General features: G+C 61.3%; 15 protein-coding genes and 2 tRNA genes. 3 read left to right on the top strand and 14 right to left on the bottom strand.

What is annotated here, in order from left to right; all coding sequences use genetic code 11:
- Positions 1-108: 108 nt before the first annotated feature.
- The 6 genes from tsaA to rimO all read right to left on the bottom strand — a co-directional run bounded on the left by tsaA (position 109) and on the right by rimO (position 5,312).
- Entirely contained in the window at positions 109-807 is a 699-nt protein-coding gene (gene tsaA, locus CAF77_RS25570; protein ID WP_170929000.1) for a tRNA (N6-threonylcarbamoyladenosine(37)-N6)-methyltransferase TrmO, read from the bottom strand.
- Positions 808-1,005: 198 nt separating this feature from the next.
- Entirely contained in the window at positions 1,006-1,776 is a 771-nt protein-coding gene (locus tag CAF77_RS25565) for an SDR family oxidoreductase (RefSeq protein ID WP_085655598.1), read from the bottom strand.
- A gap of 156 nt (positions 1,777-1,932) precedes the next feature.
- The gene (locus CAF77_RS25560; RefSeq protein WP_085655597.1) at positions 1,933-2,400 is read right to left on the bottom strand and encodes a DUF1456 family protein; all 468 of its coding nucleotides are present in this window, start codon (positions 2,398-2,400) and stop codon (positions 1,933-1,935) included.
- 74 nt (positions 2,401-2,474) lie between these two features.
- Entirely contained in the window at positions 2,475-3,185 is a 711-nt protein-coding gene (locus CAF77_RS25555) for an rRNA pseudouridine synthase (RefSeq protein WP_011332751.1), read from the bottom strand.
- Between the two features lie 204 nt (positions 3,186-3,389).
- On the bottom strand, positions 3,390-3,863 hold the full coding sequence (locus CAF77_RS25550; protein ID WP_064379067.1) for a GNAT family N-acetyltransferase: 474 nt from the start codon (positions 3,861-3,863) through the stop codon (positions 3,390-3,392).
- A 111-nt stretch (positions 3,864-3,974) separates the two neighbouring features.
- On the bottom strand, positions 3,975-5,312 hold the full coding sequence (gene rimO, locus CAF77_RS25545; protein WP_011332753.1) for a 30S ribosomal protein S12 methylthiotransferase RimO: 1,338 nt from the start codon (positions 5,310-5,312) through the stop codon (positions 3,975-3,977).
- Positions 5,313-5,659: 347 nt separating this feature from the next.
- Here rimO and CAF77_RS25535 point away from each other — a divergent pair, with 347 nt between their 5' ends.
- Positions 5,660-7,501, top strand: a complete 1,842-nt coding sequence (locus tag CAF77_RS25535; protein ID WP_371915551.1) for a potassium transporter Kup — start codon at positions 5,660-5,662, stop codon at positions 7,499-7,501.
- A gap of 260 nt (positions 7,502-7,761) precedes the next feature.
- Here CAF77_RS25535 and CAF77_RS25530 read toward each other — a convergent pair whose 3' ends face one another.
- The 4 genes from CAF77_RS25530 to CAF77_RS25515 all read right to left on the bottom strand — a co-directional run bounded on the left by CAF77_RS25530 (position 7,762) and on the right by CAF77_RS25515 (position 12,332).
- Positions 7,762-9,057, bottom strand: a complete 1,296-nt coding sequence (locus CAF77_RS25530; RefSeq protein WP_011332755.1) for a virulence factor family protein — start codon at positions 9,055-9,057, stop codon at positions 7,762-7,764.
- Positions 9,057-11,696 (bottom strand): bifunctional lysylphosphatidylglycerol flippase/synthetase MprF, encoded by a 2,640-nt coding sequence (gene mprF, locus CAF77_RS25525; protein WP_085655596.1) that lies wholly within the window; start codon positions 11,694-11,696, stop codon positions 9,057-9,059. Before mprF ends, CAF77_RS25530 begins: the two co-directional genes overlap by 1 nt.
- Positions 11,697-11,974: 278 nt before the next feature.
- A tRNA-Met gene (locus tag CAF77_RS25520) sits at positions 11,975-12,051 on the bottom strand.
- 204 nt (positions 12,052-12,255) lie between these two features.
- Positions 12,256-12,332 (bottom strand) — tRNA-Met (locus CAF77_RS25515).
- A 280-nt stretch (positions 12,333-12,612) separates the two neighbouring features.
- Here CAF77_RS25515 and dinB point away from each other — a divergent pair.
- A complete protein-coding gene (dinB, locus tag CAF77_RS25510) occupies positions 12,613-13,674 on the top strand; it encodes a DNA polymerase IV (protein WP_085655595.1) in 1,062 nt (353 codons plus the stop codon).
- 48 nt (positions 13,675-13,722) lie between these two features.
- Here dinB and CAF77_RS25505 read toward each other — a convergent pair whose 3' ends face one another.
- The 4 genes from CAF77_RS25505 to CAF77_RS25490 all read right to left on the bottom strand — a co-directional run bounded on the left by CAF77_RS25505 (position 13,723) and on the right by CAF77_RS25490 (position 18,469).
- Positions 13,723-14,676: a hypothetical protein gene (locus CAF77_RS25505; protein WP_011332758.1), complete on the bottom strand. Its 954-nt coding sequence runs from the start codon at positions 14,674-14,676 to the stop codon at positions 13,723-13,725.
- 17 nt (positions 14,677-14,693) lie between these two features.
- Entirely contained in the window at positions 14,694-16,409 is a 1,716-nt protein-coding gene (locus tag CAF77_RS25500; RefSeq protein ID WP_064379073.1) for a proline--tRNA ligase, read from the bottom strand.
- Between the two features lie 115 nt (positions 16,410-16,524).
- Positions 16,525-18,084: an AmpG family muropeptide MFS transporter gene (locus tag CAF77_RS25495; protein ID WP_064379072.1), complete on the bottom strand. Its 1,560-nt coding sequence runs from the start codon at positions 18,082-18,084 to the stop codon at positions 16,525-16,527.
- A gap of 43 nt (positions 18,085-18,127) precedes the next feature.
- Entirely contained in the window at positions 18,128-18,469 is a 342-nt protein-coding gene (locus tag CAF77_RS25490) for an MGMT family protein (protein WP_234420624.1), read from the bottom strand.
- A gap of 177 nt (positions 18,470-18,646) precedes the next feature.
- Here CAF77_RS25490 and CAF77_RS25485 point away from each other — a divergent pair, with 177 nt between their 5' ends.
- Entirely contained in the window at positions 18,647-19,654 is a 1,008-nt protein-coding gene (locus tag CAF77_RS25485; protein WP_011332762.1) for a DUF481 domain-containing protein, read from the top strand.
- Positions 19,655-19,815 lie beyond the last annotated feature (161 nt).

The raw sequence follows: 19,815 nt of genomic DNA, 5'->3' as shown, positions 1-19,815 counted from the left end.
TGTTTATAGGTGACGCAGAGCGTCACTGGATGCATTACCACGCAGAGCGTGGGAACGATCAGCCCGCGTTGCCTGAGAAGGCAGCGCGGGCTTTTTCGTTTTCGCGATTCAGTCAGCGGCGGGAATCACTTCCAGGACGCGGATCTGCTCAGGCACAGGGTAATGCCAGCGCACATCCAGATCCCAGAACTGCGCGCCGTATTCGCGCTCTGGCGCGGGCGTCTGGTACGCCGGGCGCGGATCCTGGGCCAGGCATTGCTCGATCAGCTCGACCAGCGGCTCGGCCAGGCGCTGAGCGTGCGTGTGCGCCTGTTGCAGCGCCGTGTCCGTCCACTGCACGTCGATCAGGTGCGGCGCGGCACTGGCGATGCTGTTGGAGGCGTCAGTGATGATGTCGGCGTAGGGCACGTAGGGTTTGATGTCGAGAATCGGCGTGCCGTCCAGCAGGTCGATACCGGAGATGAACAGGCGATTGGCCTCGACCTTGTCCAGCTTCACCACCGACTGACCAATGCCGTTCGGCCGATGGGTGGCTCGGGTGGCGAACACGCCCATGGACTTGTTGCCACCCAGGCGCGGAGGGCGGACCTTGAGGCGCGGCTTGTCTTCCAGGGCCAGATGGAACAGGAACAGCAGCCAGACATGACTGACCTGCTCCAGCCCCTGCACCGCATCGCCCTGATCGAACGGCGCCACCAGCTCCAGCACGCCGCGGGCGGCAGGGGCCAGTTGCGGCTGGCGCGGGATGGCGAACTTCTCCTTGAAGCAGGAGCGGACAAAGCCGATGGGGGAGACGCTGTAAGTCATGGTTTGCATTCGAAGCGGAGCAGGGCGGGCATGATAACCCGGCAGGCTTCAAGTCTGGTGCTGACAGGGCTGACGCTATCGCTGCGATGCGGCGGGCCGACAAGCCAGCTCCCACAGGTTTTGTGGTGTACACAAATCCTGCTGACACTCGAGATCTCTGTGGGAGCTGGCTTGCCAGCGATAGCCGCACCGCCGATATCAGAGGCTGAACCCACCATCCAGCGGAATGATATTCCCGGTCATGTAGGCCCCGGCTGTACTCGCCAGGCTGATCGCCAGCGCCGCCATCTCTTCCTCGCGGCCCCAGCGTTTCATCGGAATCAGCGCGGTGTCTTCGGCAAGCGCCTGTTGATCACTGCCGATGTGCTGGGTCATCTTGCTCGGAAAGCGCCCCGGTGCGATGACGTTGACGTTGATGTGCTGGCTCACCAGTTCCCGGGCGAGGATCCGCGACAGCTGATGAAGGGCGGCCTTGCTCGGCCCGTAGGCGTAGGCCTGTTCACCAAAGGAAGAAATCCCCGCCACCGAACCGATGTTGATGATCCGCGCCGGATTGGCCGCCGACCCGGATTTGCGCAGCAACGGCAGAAACTGCTGGATGCAGCTGAACACCGACGTCACGTTGAGTTGCATGACCTTTTCCCAGCCCTTGACCGGGTAACTCTCCAGCGGCGCGCCCCAGGTGGTGCCGGCGTTGTTCACCAGAATGTCCAGATGAGTGATCTGTTCGCCCAGTCGCTCGGCCAGCTCTTTCACGCCTTCTTCGGTCGCCAGGTTCGCCGCCATGCCCAGACAAGTGCCCAGAGCACTGAGTTCTTCAGCGGTTTGATGACAGGCTTCCGCGTCACGGGAACAGACGTACACGCGGGCGCCGGCCTCGACAAAGGCCTTGGCGATCATTTTGCCGATACCACGGGTGCCGCCGGTCACCAGGGCGGTGCGGCCTTGCAGGGAGAAATACGGGTGCATGGCGATTCCTGAGGGCTAGGGTTCAGTACACCCTAGTCGCCGGCCGCAAAAAGCGGAGCCACTATTTTTCGAGGGAATGGGAGGCCATAGGGCCAGCTTCAAGTTGCGAGCGTCGAGCTACGAGTAAAAGCTTGCAGCTCGACGCTTGTCGCTGCTTTACGCTCTCACGCGGAGCGTGAGCCCCTTGAGGAAATTGCGCAGCAACTGATCGCCACACGGGCGGTAGTTGGTGTGGCCGACCTTGCGGAACAGCGCACTCAGCTCAGGCTTGGACACCGGGAAGTCGGCAGCCTTGAGGATCGCGTGCATGTCGTCTTCCTTCAATTCGAAGGCCACGCGCAGCTTTTTCAGGATGATGTTGTTGGTCACCGGCACTTCGATCGGCAGCGGCGGACGACTTTCGTCCTTGCCGCGCTTGAAGATCACCAGACCGTCGAGGAAGTGCGCGATGACTTCGTCCGGGCAGCGCACGAAGCCTTCTTCGTCTTCTTCTTTTTTGTCGAGCCAGGTGATCACGTCGGCGAGCGTTACATCCATGCCGCTGAGTTTGATGATCTCGACCACTTTCTTGTCGCTGATGTCGAGCATGTAGCGCACGCTGCGCAGAACGTCGTTGTGAACCATGTGTGCAATCCTGATTGTTCGCTGTGGGCACCGAGCGGGGCGCGATGCCGGAAATATTGGGTGGCTTGCGAGCCTTAGAATTTCTCTTTGCCGGACAGGTAGCGCCATTGGCCGACCGGCACCTTGCCGATGGACACGCCGCCGATGCGGATCCGGCGTATGCCGATGACCTTCAGGCCGACCGCTTCGCAGAACTGGGCGATGATCCCCGGCTGCGGGTTCTTCATGGCGAAGCGCAGGCGGTTTTCGTTCTGCCAGCTGGCCTTGACCGGCGGCAGCTCCTTGCCCTTGTGGGTGAGGCCGTGCTGCAGGCGATTGAGGCCGTGGGCAACCATGTCGCCTTCGACTTCGACCACGTATTCCTGCTCGATCTTGGCCGCGTCGGCGGTGAGCTTGCGCAACACCTTCCAGTCCTGGGTGAACACCAGCAGGCCGCTGGCCTTGGGTTGCAGGTCGGCGCTGGCGGTCAGGCGCAGGAAGTGTCCGCGCAGCGGACGTTTGCCGTAGCGGTGTTCTTCGCTGAGGGTTTCGGCGTTCAGCGACTGCATGGCGCTGTCGACATCCATGCCCGCCGGCACGTTGAGCAGGATAGTCACCGGCTCCGGCGCGGTGGCCTTGGCATCCTTGTCGAGCTCGACTTTCTGGTCGCCGACCTTGAACTGCGGCTCGTCGATGACTTCGCCGTCCACAGTGACCCAGCCGCCCTCGATGAACAGCTCGGCCTCCCGGCGGGAGCAACCGACCAGCTCGATGAGGCGTTTGGAGAGGCGAATCGGGTCAGTCATGACAGGGGCCGTAACAAAAAAGGGGTGGGCATTGTACCTGCCTGGGGCCGGTTAAGCCCGATTGCATTTACAGAGTGTTCGCTTGACCTGTGGGAGCTGGCTTGCCAGCGATGTTATCACCGCGGTGTTCTGTCAGACCGAGGCGCCTGCATCGCTGGCAAGTCGAAACGTCGCACCGAAGCTCCCACAGGGTTCTATGCTTGATCAGGCATGGTTCGAGCGTTGCTGATTCTGGCGCAGACGCATATGCAACAACGGATACGGCTGGCCCATGCCATCGACCTCCGAGCGGCCGATCACCTCGAACCCTTGCTTGAAGTAAAACCCCAGCGCCTGCGGGTTCTGTTCGTTGACGTCCAGTTCGTCGGCGTTCAGGTGTTCCATCGCGTACTTCAGCAGTTTCTTGCCAAGGCCCTGGCCGCGATGGGCCGGGTCGATGAACAGCATTTCGATCTTGCCCGCCGCGACCCCGGCAAACCCGGTGATGCGCTGGTGGCTGTCGCGGGTGCAGATCAGCATCACCGCATCGAGGTAGCGAGTCAGCACCAGATTCTTCAGCAGCTCGATGTAGGATTCCGGCAGGAAATCGTGGGTCGCGCGAACCGAGGCCTCCCAGACCCGGGTCAGTTCCTGATAATCGCTGAGTTTCGGCGTGTGGATGACCGAATGCTGACGCATGCCCGATAGCCTCTTTGTCATGGATGAGGGAGTCCTTCCCCTCACAAACTCTAGCCGTAAAAAAGCCCCGCATCTCGTAAAAGAGAGCGGGGCTTTCTGTATTTTTCGCGCTTAGATCTGTTCGGCCCAGAGGTCGTATTCGTCGGCGTCGGTCACCTTGCACCAGACCTTGTCGCCCGGCTTCAGGTTGCTGCCGTTGTCGATGAACACATTGCCGTCGATTTCCGGGGCATCGAAGAAGCAGCGGCCGACCGCGCCCTGCTCGTCGACTTCGTCCACCAGCACTTCGATTTCACGGCCGATGCGCAGTTGCAGGCGCGCCGAACTGATGGCCTGCTGGTGCGCCATGAAGCGTTCCCAGCGGTCTTGCTTGACGTCGTCCGGAACCACTTCCAGATCCAGATCGTTGGCTGGAGCGCCTTCGACCGGCGAATACTGGAAGCAGCCGACGCGGTCGAGCTGGGCTTCGGTCAGCCAGTCCAGCAGGTACTGAAAGTCTTCTTCGGTTTCGCCGGGGAAGCCGACGATGAAGGTCGAACGGATGATCAGGTCCGGGCAGATCTCGCGCCAGTTCTTGATCCGCGCCAGGGTCTTGTCTTCGAACGCCGGGCGTTTCATCGACTTCAGGACTTTCGGGCTGGCGTGCTGGAACGGGATGTCCAGGTACGGCAGGATCTTGCCGGCGGCCATCAGCGGGATCAGTTCGTCGACGTGCGGGTACGGGTAAACGTAGTGCAGACGGACCCAGACGCCGAGGGTGCTCAGCGCTTCGCACAGTTCGGTCATGCGGGTTTTCACCGGCGCGCCGTTCCAGAAACCGGTGCGGTACTTGACGTCAACGCCGTAGGCGCTGGTGTCCTGGGAAATCACCAGCAGTTCCTTCACGCCGGATTTGACCAGACGCTGGGCTTCGTCGAGCACGTCGCCGACCGGACGGCTGACCAGTTTGCCGCGCATCGACGGGATGATGCAGAAGCTGCAGCTGTGGTTGCAGCCTTCGGAAATCTTCAGGTACGCGTAGTGGCGCGGGGTCAGCTTGATGCCTTGCGGCGGCACCAGGTCGATCAGCGGGTTGTGATCCTGCTTCGGCGGCACGACTTCGTGCACGGCGTTGACCACTTGCTCGTACTGCTGCGGACCGGTGACGGCCAGCACGCTCGGGTGCACGTCACGGATATTGCCTTCTTCCACGCCCATGCAGCCGGTCACGATGACCTTGCCGTTTTCCTTGATCGCTTCGCCGATGACTTCCAGCGATTCGGCCTTGGCCGAGTCGATGAAGCCGCAGGTGTTGACCACGACCACGTCGGCGTCCTGATAGGTGGACACCACGTCATAGCCTTCCATGCGCAGCTGGGTCAGGATGCGCTCGGAGTCGACCAGTGCTTTCGGGCAACCCAGAGAAACGAAGCCAACCTTTGGATTGGCCGGCGCAGGAGTGGTGGACATGTCTAACCTCGGTGTTTTGTGACGTCGCTTGCCTGATTCAGGAACCGACGGATGGGCGCTTAAGGCGCGCCGCTGATCAAAAAGTGCGCAATTCTAGCGGTGAGCAACGCACTTGACCAGCTTTATGCAGGGAAATACGACGAGTGCTGCGCTATGCTTCGCGCCGTTGCGCTTTACTGAATTTTTACAGTCAACAAAACGTCTGTTACAGGGCGTAAAAACGCGCATGCTGCACACAAAGCATAGTGCTTCATATGAGAAGCCGGTCTGGGAATCAGGAGTGTTGGATGGGTCAGGCAAGTAGTCACGCGGCAGGCGCCGAAGGTTCGGCCACCAAGCCGCTGAGCATGCTGGTCGCGGCGGTCGGGGTAGTTTACGGCGACATCGGCACGAGCCCGTTGTACACCCTCAAAGAAGTGTTTTCCGGCGCTTATGGCGTTCCGGTGAACCACGACGGGGTGCTGGGCATTCTGTCGTTGATCTTCTGGTCGCTGATCTGGGTCGTGTCGATCAAATACATGATGTTCGTGCTGCGTGCCGACAACCAGGGCGAGGGCGGCATCATGGCGCTCACCGCGCTGGCACGGCGGGCAGCGGGGGAACGCAGGAAATTGCGTTCGCTGCTGGTGGTCTGCGGCTTGATCGGCGCAGCGCTGTTCTATGGCGACAGCATGATCACCCCGGCGATCTCTGTGCTGTCGGCCATCGAAGGTCTGGGCCTGGCATTTGACGGGATCGACCATTGGGTCGTGCCGTTGTCGTTGGTGGTGCTGGTCGGGTTGTTTCTGATCCAGAGCCATGGCACAGCACGGATCGGCATTCTCTTCGGGCCGATCATGGTCACCTGGTTCCTCGTTCTCGGCGCTCTCGGCGTGTACGGCATCAGCCATTCCCCGGAAGTGCTGAAGGCGCTGAACCCGATCTGGGCCGTGCGCTTTTTCATGGTGCATACCGGCATGGGCGTGGCGATCCTCGGCGCCGTGGTGCTGGCGCTGACCGGTGCCGAAGCGCTGTACGCCGACATGGGCCACTTCGGTCGCAAGCCGATTGCCCGCGCGTGGTTCCTGCTGGTGCTGCCGGCGCTGGTGCTCAACTACTTCGGTCAGGGCGCCTTGTTGCTGGACAACCCGGAAGCGGCGCGCAACCCGTTCTACCTGCTGGCGCCGAGCTGGGCACTGATTCCGCTGGTCGGTCTGTCGACCCTGGCCACGGTGATTGCGTCCCAAGCGGTGATTTCCGGCGCGTTCTCCCTGACTCGTCAGGCGATTCAGCTTGGTTACATTCCGCGTATGTACATCCAGCACACGTCCAGCGACGAGCAGGGCCAGATTTATATTGGCGCGGTGAACTGGGCGCTGATGGTCGGCGTTGTCTTGTTGGTGCTGGGCTTCGAATCCTCCGGCGCACTGGCCTCGGCCTATGGTGTGGCGGTAACCGGCACTATGCTGATGACCACGATTCTGGTGTCGGCAGTCATGCTGCTGCTATGGAAATGGCCACCGATTCTGGCGGTGCCGGTACTGATCGGCTTCCTGCTGGTGGACGGCCTGTACTTCGCCGCCAACGTGCCGAAGATCGTCCAGGGTGGCGCCTTCCCGGTGATCGCCGGTATCGCGCTGTTCGTGCTCATGACCACCTGGAAGCGCGGCAAGCAACTGCTGGTCGAGCGCCTCGACGAAGGCGCGCTGCCGCTGCCGATCTTTATCAGCAGCATCCGCGTCCAGCCACCACACCGCGTGCAGGGCACCGCTGTGTTCCTTACCGCCCGTTCCGACGCGGTGCCGCACGCGCTGTTGCACAACCTGCTGCACAACCAGGTGCTGCACGAACAAGTGGTGCTGCTGACCGTGGTCTACGAAGACATCCCGCGCGTCCCGCCATCCCGGCGCTTCGAAGTCGAAGCCCACGGCGAAGGCTTCTTCCGGGTGATCCTGCACTTCGGCTTCACCGACGAACCGGACGTGCCGCAGGCGCTGAAGCTGTGCCACCTGGATGATCTGGACTTCAGCCCGATGCGCACCACCTACTTCCTCAGCCGCGAAACGGTCATCGCCTCGAAACTCGAAGGCATGGCCCGTTGGCGTGAAGCGCTGTTTGCATTCATGTTGAAGAATGCCAACGGAAACCTGCGGTTCTTCAATCTGCCGCTGAACCGGGTGATTGAGTTGGGGACGCAGGTGGAGATGTAGTTTGCGTCTCGATTGAATAGCCCCCGTCAGCTTTGCGGCTGGCGGGGGCTTTTTTGTGTTTGTGGACTTATCAGAATCCAGTGGAGATCCCTGTGGGGGCGGGCTTGCCCGCGAATGCGGTGTATCAGTTTACAAATCAGCTGCCTGACCAACCGCCATCGCGGGCAAGCCCGGCTCCCACAAGGATCTCGGGCGTTTGCCAAAACGAAAAAGCCCCCGCAACTGCGAAGTTGCGGGGGCTTTTTGGGGGGCGCTTCAGATCACTCTTCCGCCACCTGCGCCGAGTTCTGGCGCTTCTCGATCAGATCCACCAAACGCTTGGCCAGCGCCGGGTAGTTCTCGTCGAAGTGGTGGCCGCCAGGCAGCTTCACCGCTTCGCCCACCGCGGTCTTGTCGGTGCAGCCGCTTTCATCCGTCTCTTCTTCACCGTAGATGCACACGACCTTGGCCGGTGGCAGCTTGGCCATTTCCGGGCCGGTGGCGGCTTCTTTGCCGGCGTTGCCGAGCCAGCCTTCGACTTCGATTTCGAAGCTGCCGGTGCGGGCGAAGGCCAGCAGGATGATTGCGTCGACGCGCTGCTGCTCGGTTTCCGGCAGGCGGTTGTAGATCGCCGGGAGGACGTCGGCGCCGAACGAGTAACCGGTCAGGATGAAGCGCTTGGTGCCCCATTTCTGGCGGTAGTGCTGCATCAGTTCGGTCAGGTCCAGGGCGCTCTGTTCCGGGCTTTTGTGCTGCCAGTAGTAGCGCAGGGTGTCGATGCCGACCACCGGGTAGCCGATCTTGGCCATTTCACCGGCCACGTCGCGGTCCAGATCGCGCCAGCCGCCGTCACCGGACAGGAACAGGGTCACGGTGTCCTTGGCCTGGCCGGCCGGGACTTCCACCACCGGGATCTGCAGGCCACCGTTGGCCTTGTCGCCGCCGACGAGGATCTTGCGCAGTTCGTTGTTCAGCACTTGCGGCAGGTTGATGTCGTAGTCGCTGATGCTGGTTTCGGCGTTCGGTTGATCGCGCACGAAACCGGCGCTGGTGTCGTCCGGGTTGTCGTTCCACGCCACCAGCCAGTGGCCGTGGGCGGCGGCTTTTGGCAGCAGGTGGGTGCAGCCGGGTTTTTCCAGGGCCAGGTCGACGGAGACGGCCTGAGCCTTGTCGTCCTTCTGCTCGGACAGCCAGCGCCACGCCAGGACGGCGCCGGGGCCGATGCCGCTGACCAACGTCGCCGGGCCGTTCAGTTCACGCAGGCCGGCCTGCAGGGCGCGGCTTTGCAGCAGGCAGTCCTTGGGCAGGATCACCTGGACAATTTGCGCCGAGGCGCTGCGGCTCAGGGTGCTCAGTTGTTTGTCGCTGAGCTTCTGGTCGTCGTTGACCGCCACCAGCACCTGAGCCTTGGGCTTGGTGCCGGGGATGACCCGGGTCATGGCGGCGCCATCGGCCGGGGTGAGCTGTTCGAGGGTCGGTTCCGGTGCCGGGCGTTTGAGGTACCAGAAACCGCCACCGGCAATCGCGGCCAGCACCAGCAGTGCCACCAGGATGTACTTCAGGGAGCGTTGAATCATCAGCGTTTCACCAATCCAGTCAAGCCGCCCGCGATCAGGGCAGCAGTGTCGGCCAGCGCCACCAGCGGATCGAGTCCGGCGGGCACGGCCATATAACGGGGTTCCCAGTCAGGCTGGAACTTGTCTTTGAAGCGGCGCAAGCCTTGGAAGTTGTACAGCTGCTCACCACGGCGGAAAACCATCGAGCCCAGTCGCTGGGTCAGCGGTGCCCCGCGCCGGGGTTGCAACCCCGACAGCGGCACCATGCCCAGGCTGAAGCGCGCGTATCCGTGACTCTTATAGTGTTGAATCAGACCGACCATCATGAATTCCATGGTCAGCTTGGGGGCGTCCGGGTGCGCGCGCATCAGATCGAGACTGGCCAGGTCATGGCTGTAGGTCTCGAGCAGGTTGGCGAACGCCACCGGGCGGCCTTCGAAGCGAATCACCGCGATGCGGAAATGCTTCAGGTAATCGTCGCTGAAACGGCCGAGGGAGAAGCCTTTCTCGCGCACGTTCTTGCCGGTCAGCCAGGCATCGGAAATCACCTTGAGCTCATCCATCGGCGCCTGGCCTGGCTCATGGATTTCCAGCGAAAGGCCGTCGCGGGTGCCACGGTTCCAGGTGTAGCGCAGGTCCTTCATCTCCTTGCCCTTGGCTTCCAGGTCAAAGCGATGCAGATCGACCCGGGCTTCTTCGCCGAGCTTGATCGCGGTCAGGCCGATGTCCATGTAGTACGGCAGGTTCTCGGCGCGCACCTGATAGAACACCGGGCGGGCGTGATGGATGTCGCACAGGTCGCGGAACTGCCAGATCATTTCGGCCCGTTGCTGGCCGGGGCCGATCGGGTCGTACAGGGCCACGAGGCTGCGGCCGCGACGGGCGTACATCAGGAAGGCTTCGTCGTTGGGATGAAACAGCAGCGCCTTGTCACCGGTCAGGGCCAGGCCACCGTCCGGTTGCGAGGAGGCCATCAGAATTTTCGAGGCGCGTTCCAGCTCATCGGGTGTCGGCAGGTGAATCACCGGGCGAGCAGTGCGCAGCAGCCAGGTCAGGGCAATCACCAGCAGCAACACGGCGGCGCCGAGCAGCGAGCGCAAGCCGCGCGGGGCGTCGGCGTCGAGGGTGAACTGCCACCACAGTTGATGGCTGTAAGGGACGTCCTGATAAGCAAACAGCAAAAGCCAGGTCGAAGCACCGAGTACGCACAGGCTGGCCACCAGATACAGCGGCGAGAACGGCAGTTCGGTCAGACGGCTCGGGCGATAGAACGAACGACGGAAAACCCCCAGCAGCGCGGCGGTGAGGGTCATCAGGGTCGCTTCTTCCCAGTCGAAACCCTTGAGCAGCGAGAGCAGGGCGCCCACCAGCAACAGAATGGTGGTCAGCATCCACGCCGCCGATAACCGGCGACGCAGGCCTTGAGCGAGCATCAGGCACAGCACGCCGATCAGGCTGGCGCCAAAGTGCGAGGCGTCGACCAGACGGTGAGGAATCAGAAAGCCGATATGTTCCAGGCGGGTGTCGATCTCTGGCGTCGCGCCGGAAAACAGCAGCACCACGCCGGACAGGAACACCAGCACCGCGAGAATCGGTGCCGCCAGACCGGAGGCTGCACGCATGGTCTGCGACTGAAACAGGCGCTGGCCTTCATTGAGCAGCAGCAGCACGCAGGCCACCAGCAACGGTAGCACCACATAAATCAGGCGATACAGGAGCAGGGCAGCGGCCAGTGGCGCGGCGCCGAGCTTGTCGGCGAACGCGGCCAGCAGAATCGCTTCGAAGACCCCCACACCGCCCGGAACGTGACTGAGTACGCCCGCCGCCAGGGCCAGTAGGTAAACCAGCAGGAACGCACCGAAGGGCGGCGCTTCCGGTAGCAGCAGATAAAGGACGGTCGCAGCGGCAGCCACGTCGAGGGCGGTGATGACCAGTTGCAGGAACGTCAGGCGACGACCCGGCAGACGCAGGGTGCGACGACCGGCCCGGACCAGCAGGTTGTCCGGGTAAGGCTGCTCCGGCAGGCGACGGCGATAGATGCCGATGGCCAGGATCGCGCCGAGCAGCAGCACCACGCCGGCAATCGTGCCCAACAAGGTCTCGGACAGCCCCAGTGCCTGTGACGCGGCGGGCAGGTTGCTCAGGGTCGCAAGCGCGGCCAGCGGCGGCAGGGCGCAGCCCAGCGACAGGCTGGCGAACAGGGTCATGTGCGCGACTTCGGAAGCGCCCAGTCCATGTCGTGCATATAAACGGTAACGCACCGAGCCGCCGGACAGCATCGACAGGCCGATGGCGTTGCCGATGGCAAACGCGGTGAAACCGCCCAGTGCCAGCACTTTCGGCGCCAGCGTCACGCGGGCATAACGACTGGCCGACCATTCATAGCCGAGCAGGATAATGAAGCCGACGACCGTCGCACCGAGGGCACCGAGCAGGGCCGGTTTCGGCACGTCGAGAATCGAGTCGTGCAAGGCATCGAGATCGAGTTCGCTGAGCAGATGGCGACAGGCAATCAGCGCAATGGCGAACAGCAGCAAAGTGACCGCCAGACCGATCGGTTGCCGGTATTTGCTGATCCGATCCAGCAGGCGCAAACGCTCAGGTTTGATCGGTGGGTTTGCTGTGACGGTGTCTTGTGAATCAGACGAGTTGGCGCGCATCAATCACCTCTTGGATTGTGCGCGACAGGATGGAGGTATCCAGCCAAGTTACCAATCCCTGTAGAAAAAAATAATCACAAAATACTACGCCTCTCACCGGGTATCGGCGAGGGCAGCTCCTGGATTGCAGACGCCTTGCCCGCGACTTCAAGCATAGTCGCAACTTGGCGGGTCTTCAGATCCTGAACGGTACTGCACAGTGACAGATCATTGTTGCGAAAGGACTTTTTCCACAGATACAAAAAAGGCCACTCTTTCGAGTAGCCTTTTTTGATGTTTGGTTGCGGGAGCCGGATTTGAACCGACGACCTTCGGGTTATGAGCCCGACGAGCTACCAGACTGCTCCATCCCGCGTCTGTGTGGCGGCATTCTACAGGCGAACGACGGGGTGTCAACCGATAATCCCGAGAAGGGTCAAATAAGTGTGCAATCGCGGCAAACGGTCGCAGGGCAAGCGCTAAGTTTCGGAATCGGAACGATTTCCGCTTGGCGCGACTGGATCCGAAAAACAGACGCGCACAAAAAAGGCCAATCTTTCGATTGGCCTTTTTTGATGTTTGGTTGCGGGAGCCGGATTTGAACCGACGACCTTCGGGTTATGAGCCCGACGAGCTACCAGACTGCTCCATCCCGCGTCTGTGTGGCGGCATTCTACAGAGGAACGCGGGGGTGTCAACCTTCAATTCGGATAAAACCTGTTCAGCTTCAATCGGTTAGCGCTGACGGACGGTCTTTTCAGAGGCTGCAGGTCAGGCAGGGCAAGGGTTTCAGCTCTATTGGAGGTTGGTTTTCGATTGAGGAAATAAATTCAAACTCCGTTTCCTACAAACTGAAAAGAACATTCGTACCACTGGTGCTATATACAGGTGTCAGTGAGATACTGCCGGTCCGGCTCGCCATGTTTCCTTTTCTGTCATGACTCAGCGAAAAATCATCCACGTCGACTGTGACTGTTTCTACGCTGCCATCGAGATGCGGGATGACCCGAGTCTCGCCGGCAAGCCGTTGGCGGTGGGTGGCTCGGCGGATCGGCGCGGAGTGATCGCCACCTGCAACTATGAGGCGCGGGCTTACGGGGTTCGCTCGGCGATGTCGTCCGGACATGCCCTGAAGCTGTGCCCGGACCTGACCATCGTCAAGCCGCGAATGGACGCCTATCGCGAGGCCTCGAAGGAAATTCACACGATCTTCAGCGATTACACTGACCTGATCGAACCGCTTTCTCTGGACGAAGCTTATCTCGACGTCTCGGACAGCGCGCATTTTGCCGGCAGCGCCACGCGGATCGCCCAGGACATTCGCCGCCGGGTTTCCAATCAGTTGCACATCACTGTCTCCGCCGGCGTGGCGCCCAACAAGTTTCTGGCCAAGATCGCCAGCGACTGGAAAAAGCCGAACGGCTTGTTCGTGATTACCCCCGATCAAGTCGAAGACTTCGTCAGTGGCCTGCCGGTGAGCAAGTTGCACGGAGTGGGCAAGGTCACGGCCGACAAGCTGGGCAAACTGGGTATCAATGACTGCCTGCAATTGCGCGAGTGGGACAAGCTGGCGCTGGTGCGGGAATTCGGCAGTTTCGGCGAGCGTTTGTGGAGTCTGGCCCGTGGGATCGATGAGCGGTTGGTGCACAACGACAGTCGTCGTCAGTCGATCAGCGTCGAAAACACCTACGACGTCGATCTGCCGGATCTGCGCAGCTGCCTCGACAAGCTTCCGGAACTACTGGAAACCCTGAAAACCCGCATGGCGCGGATCGACAGCAGCTACCGGCCGGGCAAGCCGTTCGTCAAAGTGAAGTTTCACGATTTCACCCAGACCACACTTGAGCAGGCCGGGGCAGGGCGGGATCTGGGCAGTTACCAGTTGATGCTGACGCAGGCGTTCAATCGCGGTGGCAAACCGGTGCGGCTATTAGGAGTGGGCGTGCGGCTGGAGGATTTACGCGGCGGGTTTGAACAAATGGAGTTGTTCGAGCGATAGACGGACAAAAAAATGCCCGAAGCAGGTTCGGGCAATTTTTCAGGGGATTCAGTTCGGCCCCGGATCCGCCACCAGACGCCCCGCATCCCGGGTCAGGGACTTGAGGAATTCAGCTTGCAACTCGGGATCGTTGCGGGTCAGTTCGATCAGGCTTTGTTCCAGCTCACTGGCTTCTTCTTCCAGACCCAGTTCCGACAGACGCTTGACCCGGTGCACCCACTGGCTCACTTCGTCGTCTTCCAGATCGTCGTAGATCAGCCCGTGAGCCTCCAGCAGCTTGCCGCGCAGGTGAGTGCTGATCGCCAGGGACGAATCGGAATGCACGTCATCTTTGCCGTCTTCGACGCTGATCTGCAGTTTGCCCACATGATTGAGGTCGTTTTCGGCGAACGGGCTGTCCAGCAGGTTCAGACGCAGCACGCCGTTGCGATCGGTGGTCATGTCGAAGGTCTGTTTACCAGCCTTGACCTGAACCGGACGCTCGCTCCAAGGCAGGCTCGAATACTCCGTGCGCTTGTCGCGCTGGACTTCATCGATGCCGGCCAGGTTCTGCTGCGCGCGACCGTTGGATTGCACGTTCATGAACGGGTTGAGCCCGGCGAAACCGTAGCTGAGCCAGTCCCGTGTCACGCTGTCGGGCAGATTGCCGAGGGCAAACACGTTGACCACGTTCGCGCCGATGCCGCCGACCACCGCCACCGCGCCCAGCGGGATCTCGTAGATCTCCCGCCATGGCTGGTAAGGCGTGTAACGGTCGTAATGGCGGGTGACCTCGAACTCGGTGACTTCGAAAGTCTTCTGTTCGTTGATCTTCACGCGCCGTTGCGGCAGCTCAAGCACCTTGGGCTCGCCGACATCGATCTGCAGGCTGTGATCGAGCAGTTTGCGCTCGACACGTTCCTCGTGCTCGCTGCGTTGTGACATGTGATTGGCACAGCCGCTGACCAGCAGGGTGCCGCACAGGGCGGCACCACCGAGGCCTAAGGTGTTTCGCTTGAACATGACGTCTCTATCTGGTTTCAGCGGCGGATACGGGCCTGAAGGAAGGACAGCACGTCGGCAACCGGCAGCGCTTGCGCCTGGCCTTCGGTACGGCTCTTGTATTCCAGGTTGCCTTCGGCGAGGCCGCGGTCGCTGACCACGATCCGGTGTGGAATGCCGATCAGCTCCATGTCCGCGAACTTGATGCCCGGGCTGGTTTTCTTGTCGCGGTCGTCCAGCAGCACTTCGAAGCCGGCCGCGGTCAGTTCCGCGTACAGCTTGTCGGTGGCTTCGCGCACCAGCTCGGTTTCATAGCGCAGCGGCACCAGAGCGATCTGGAACGGTGCCAGGGCGTCGCTCCAGATGATGCCGTTCTCATCGTTGTTCTGCTCGATGGCGGCAGCCACCACGCGGGACACGCCAATGCCGTAGCAACCCATTTCCAGGGTCACCGGCTTGCCGTTCTCGCCCAGCACTTCGCACTTCATCGCCTTGCTGTACTTGTTGCCCAGCTGGAAGATGTGTCCGACTTCGATGCCGCGCTTGATTTCCAGGGTGCCCTTGCCGTCCGGGCTCGGGTCGCCGGCCACGACGTTGCGCAGGTCGGCCACGGTCGGAACCGGCAGATCACGCTCCCAGTTCACGCCGAAGTAGTGCTTGTCGTCGATGTTGGCACCGATGGCGAAGTCGCTCATCAGTTCGACCGAACGGTCGATGATGATCGGCAGCGGCAGGTTCAGCGGGCCGAGGGAACCGGCGCCGGCGCCAATGGCGTCACGCAGTTCGGCATCGGAGGCCATGACCAGCGGGCTGGCAACGCCTGGCTGATTGGCAGCCTTGATTTCGTTCAGTTCGTGGTCGCCACGGATGATCAGAGCGATCAGCTTGCCTTCTTCTTCGGCATGCACGATCAGGGTCTTGATGGTCTTTTCAATCGGCAGATTGAATTTCTCCACCAGGGCCGCGATGGTCTTGGTGTCTGGTGTGTCGACCAGGCGCAGCTCTTCGCCTGGCGCGGCGCGCGAGGTTTCACGCGGCACGGCTTCGGCTTTCTCGATGTTCGCCGCATAGTCGGAGCCGTTGCTGAAGACGATATCGTCTTCGCCGGACTCGGCCAGCACGTGGAACTCGTGGGAGCCGGCGCCACCGATCGAACCGTTGTCGGCTTCCACCGGACGGAATTTCAGGCCCAGGCGGGTGAAGATGTTGCAGTACGCTTCGTGCATGCGGTCATAAGTGATCTGCAGCGACGCCTGATCCGCATGGAAGGAGTACGAGTCCTTCATGATGAATTCGCGACCGCGCATCAGGCCGAAGCGTGGACGGATTTCGTCACGGAATTTGGTCTGGATCTGGTACAGGTTGATCGGCAGCTGTTTATAGCTGCTCAACTCGTTGCGCATCAGATCGGTGATCACTTCTTCGTGGGTCGGGCCCGCGCAGAAATCACGACCGTGGCGGTCTTTGATGCGCAGCAGTTCTGGGCCGTATTCTTCCCAGCGCCCCGATTCCTGCCACAGCTCGGCCGGTTGGGTGCTCGGCATCAACACTTCCAGAGAGCCGGCGGCGTCCATTTCTTCGCGAACGATGGCTTCCACCTTGCGCATCACTCGCAAGCCCATCGGCAGCCAGGTGTACAGGCCCGAGGCGAGTTTGCGGATCATGCCGGCGCGCAGCATCAGCTGGTGGCTGATCACGACCGCGTCGGAAGGCGTTTCTTTCTGTGTGGCGAGCAAAAATTGACTGGTGCGCATGGTTGGCCGTTGTCGGTTGCTATGACTGGAAATGACGGAGCAGTGTAACGGCGAGATCCGCCGACGTACAGAAGTGCAGCCCCGGCGCAAACCCTCTCGCCGGGTGCGAGATGGCTTACGATTCTTCCACGACGGAGGTCGGTGCGGGTTCCGGCGTCGGCGTCGGGCCTTCTCGGCGGCTTTCCTGGAACCAGTGCAGGGCGATCAGCACCAGGGTCGGAACGCCGAGCAGCGCGGTGATCAGGAAGAAGTTGTGATAGCCGAATTTTTCCACCATCACCCCGGAGTAGCCGCCGATCAGGCGTGGCAGCAGGAGCATGATCGAGCTCAGCAGGGCGTACTGGGTGGCGGAGAATTTCAGGTTGGTCAGGCTCGACAGGTAGGCGACGAACGCCGAGGTGGCCAGGCCGGAGCTGAAGTTGTCGAGGGAGATCGTCACCACCAGCATCTGCAGGTTCGGGCCCATGTCGGCGAGCATCAGGAACAGCAGATTGGTACCCGCCGACGCGGCACCGCCGATGAACAGGATCGGCAGGATGCCGAAGCGCACGATCAGCAGACCGCCCATGCCGGCGCCGACGAGGGTCATGATCAGACCGAAGATCTTGCTGACGCTGGCGATCTGGTCCTTGGTAAAGCCCTGGTCGATGTAGAACACGTTGGCCATCACGCCCATCACCGTGTCGGACATTCGATAGGTGGCGATCAGGCCGAGCAGCAGCAACGCCTGCCAGCGGTAGCGCAGGATGAAGTCGTTGACCGGTGTCAGTACCGGCGCCAGGCCACGGCGACCCATGGCCGAGAGGCACAGGCAGGTCAGCGTGGTGTAGAGAATGGCACGCAGGAACGCCCGGTCTTCCAGCAGCAGGTCCAGCGGACTCATGTCACCAAACAGCACGCTGGCGAAATCGGTGTTGTAGAGCTGGGTAAACATTGCCGGCACAGACACCAGCAAAATGATCAGCACGAACACTGACATCAACTGATGCATGAAGGTGTAGCGCCCGGCCTGCAACTGGGTGCGCAATGGCACCGGCGGCTCGCGCATCAGCAGGGTGGTGAGCAGGGCCGGCACCATCAGGGCGCCGAACAGCACGTAAGTGCCGGTCCAGGCGGAGTGCTGGTAGTTGAAACCGGTGGAACCGAAGCCCTCGGCGAAGAACAGTGCACCGGCAGTCGCCAGCAGCGCTGCAACCCGATAACCGGACATGTAACTGGCGGCGAGCGCGGCCTGACGGCTGTCTTCGGCGATTTCCAGGCGATAGGCGTCGACGGCGATATCCTGGGTGGCGGAGGCGAATGCAACCACCACTGCGATAGCGATCAGCCAGGACAGGTGTTTTTGCGGGTCGCAAAAACCCATGCCGATCAGGCCGAGGATTACCAGCGTCTGTGAGAGCACCAGCCACGAACGGCGACGTCCCAGCTTGCCCAGCAACGGCAGGCGCCATTGGTCGAGCAGGGGCGACCAGACCCATTTGAAGGCGTAGGCCAGACCGATCAGGCTGGCGTAGCCGATCGTCTCACGGGCCACACCGGCTTCACGCAGCCAGACCGAAAGTGTCGAGAACACCAGCATGTACGGCAGGCCGGCGGCGAAACCCAGCAACAACAGCACGAGCGTCGAAGGACTGGCATAGGCGGCGAGCGCGGCGCGCCAGGTTTTACGGGGCATGGGCTGAAGTCTGCCTCAAGATTGCGAAAACAAAGCGCGCACTCTAACCGCTGTGCTCTACCGGACGCCAGCCATGGCGCCGAATATCCACACGATTGTTCAGGACGGTGATGCCTTCCATGCGCAATCGCGCACGCTGTTCGTCCCCGGACGGACTGCCCACCGGCAGGCTGATCCGACCGCCGGCGCCGAGTACGCGGTGCCAGGGCAGTTTGGTGTCGCCGGGCAATTGGCTCAGGGTCCGGCCGACCCAGCGGGCGGCGCGCCCCAACCCCGCCAGTTCGGCCAACTGACCATAGCTGACGACTTTGCCTTCAGGCACTTGGGCGAGGGTGGAATAGAGTGCCGTGCGTCGGATTTGCGGATCGTTTTCGCAGGCATGCATCGGGTCTGTCACGTGCGCGGTTCCTGAACTTGATCGCCTTATGGCCTTAAGCGTAATCGGTGGATGGGCAATTGAGAAATGAACTCAACAGAATTAGCCGGGTCACTCCTTGTCAGGGAATTATTCCTACGGATAATGCCGACCCTTTTTTCGCAAACTTGAGTCTTCGATTCGCTTATGTTGTCCAGAACCCTGCTGTGCCTTGCTGTCTTCAGTGCGTCCACACCTTTGCTTGCCGACACCGTCTGGTTGAAGAACGGTGACAAGCTGAGCGGCAAAATCACGCTGTTCGACGGCGGCAAGTTGCTGGTCCAGACCCAGTACGCCGGTGCCGTCACCATCGACTGGAAGCAGGTCAAGACCCTGGAAAGTGATCAGGAGTTGCTGGTCAAACAGGACGCCTACAATGGCGAGAAGGCCAAGTCGCTGAGCGCCGCCGAAGACGGCAAGGTCACCCTGGCCAACGGCGAAGCGCCGAAAACCGTGGAACTGGCGAGCATTCAGCAGATTCTCAAGCCCAAACCGGTGGTCGAGGATCTGGTGTGGAAGGGCAACGTCGACCTGGCGCTCGACTACCAGCGTGCCGAGAAAGATACCGATGATTACGATGTCGGCTTCAAGACCACTGCTCGTCACGGCCGCTGGCGCCATACCGCCGAGGGCGAATACAACCGCGAAGTGCAGGACGACGTGACCACCACCGATAACTGGCGCGCCGAGTACTCGCTCGACCGCTTCCTCACTGATCAATGGTTCTGGCAGGGCCGCCTGAACTACAAGCGTGATCACATTGAAGAGCTGGCCCGCCAGCGCGTGGTCGGTACCGGTCCGGGTTACCAGTTCTGGGACGATGAACTGGGAGCGTTCTCCCTGGGTTCGCTGCTCAACCGAACCGATTACGAGTACCGCGATGGCAGCAAGGACAACTTCTATTCGGTCGCCATGAAGTGGGACTACAACCGCTACCTGATCGGCAAGAAGGTCGAGTTCTTCACCAATGGCGAGGTCGGCAAGCCGTTGTCCGGCGTGGCCGACTACGCGCTGGATGCGGAAATGGGCCTGCGCTACAAAGTCACCGACTGGGCCTCGCTCAACCTCAAGGCCGAACGCGACATCATCAGCGGCACCGAGGACGCGGATCTGAGCAAAACCCGCTACACCGCCGGCTTCGGCGTCGCCTGGTAAACAACAAAAAAGATCGCAGCCTTCGCAAGCTGCGATTTTTTTTGCGCCCGGAAAAACCGACGTGTCTAGTCCTGAAATAGGTTTACACCTGTTTCACCCTAACGCCCGATGCACCGCATCGGGCGTTTTGTATTTTAAGGACAGGTGCGGGCGCTCCTGGT

This window comes from Pseudomonas sp. R15(2017), from assembly GCF_002112685.1.
In the GTDB taxonomy this organism is placed as follows: domain Bacteria; phylum Pseudomonadota; class Gammaproteobacteria; order Pseudomonadales; family Pseudomonadaceae; genus Aquipseudomonas; species Aquipseudomonas glycinae.
This window is presented reverse-complemented; position numbering and strand designations above follow the sequence as displayed.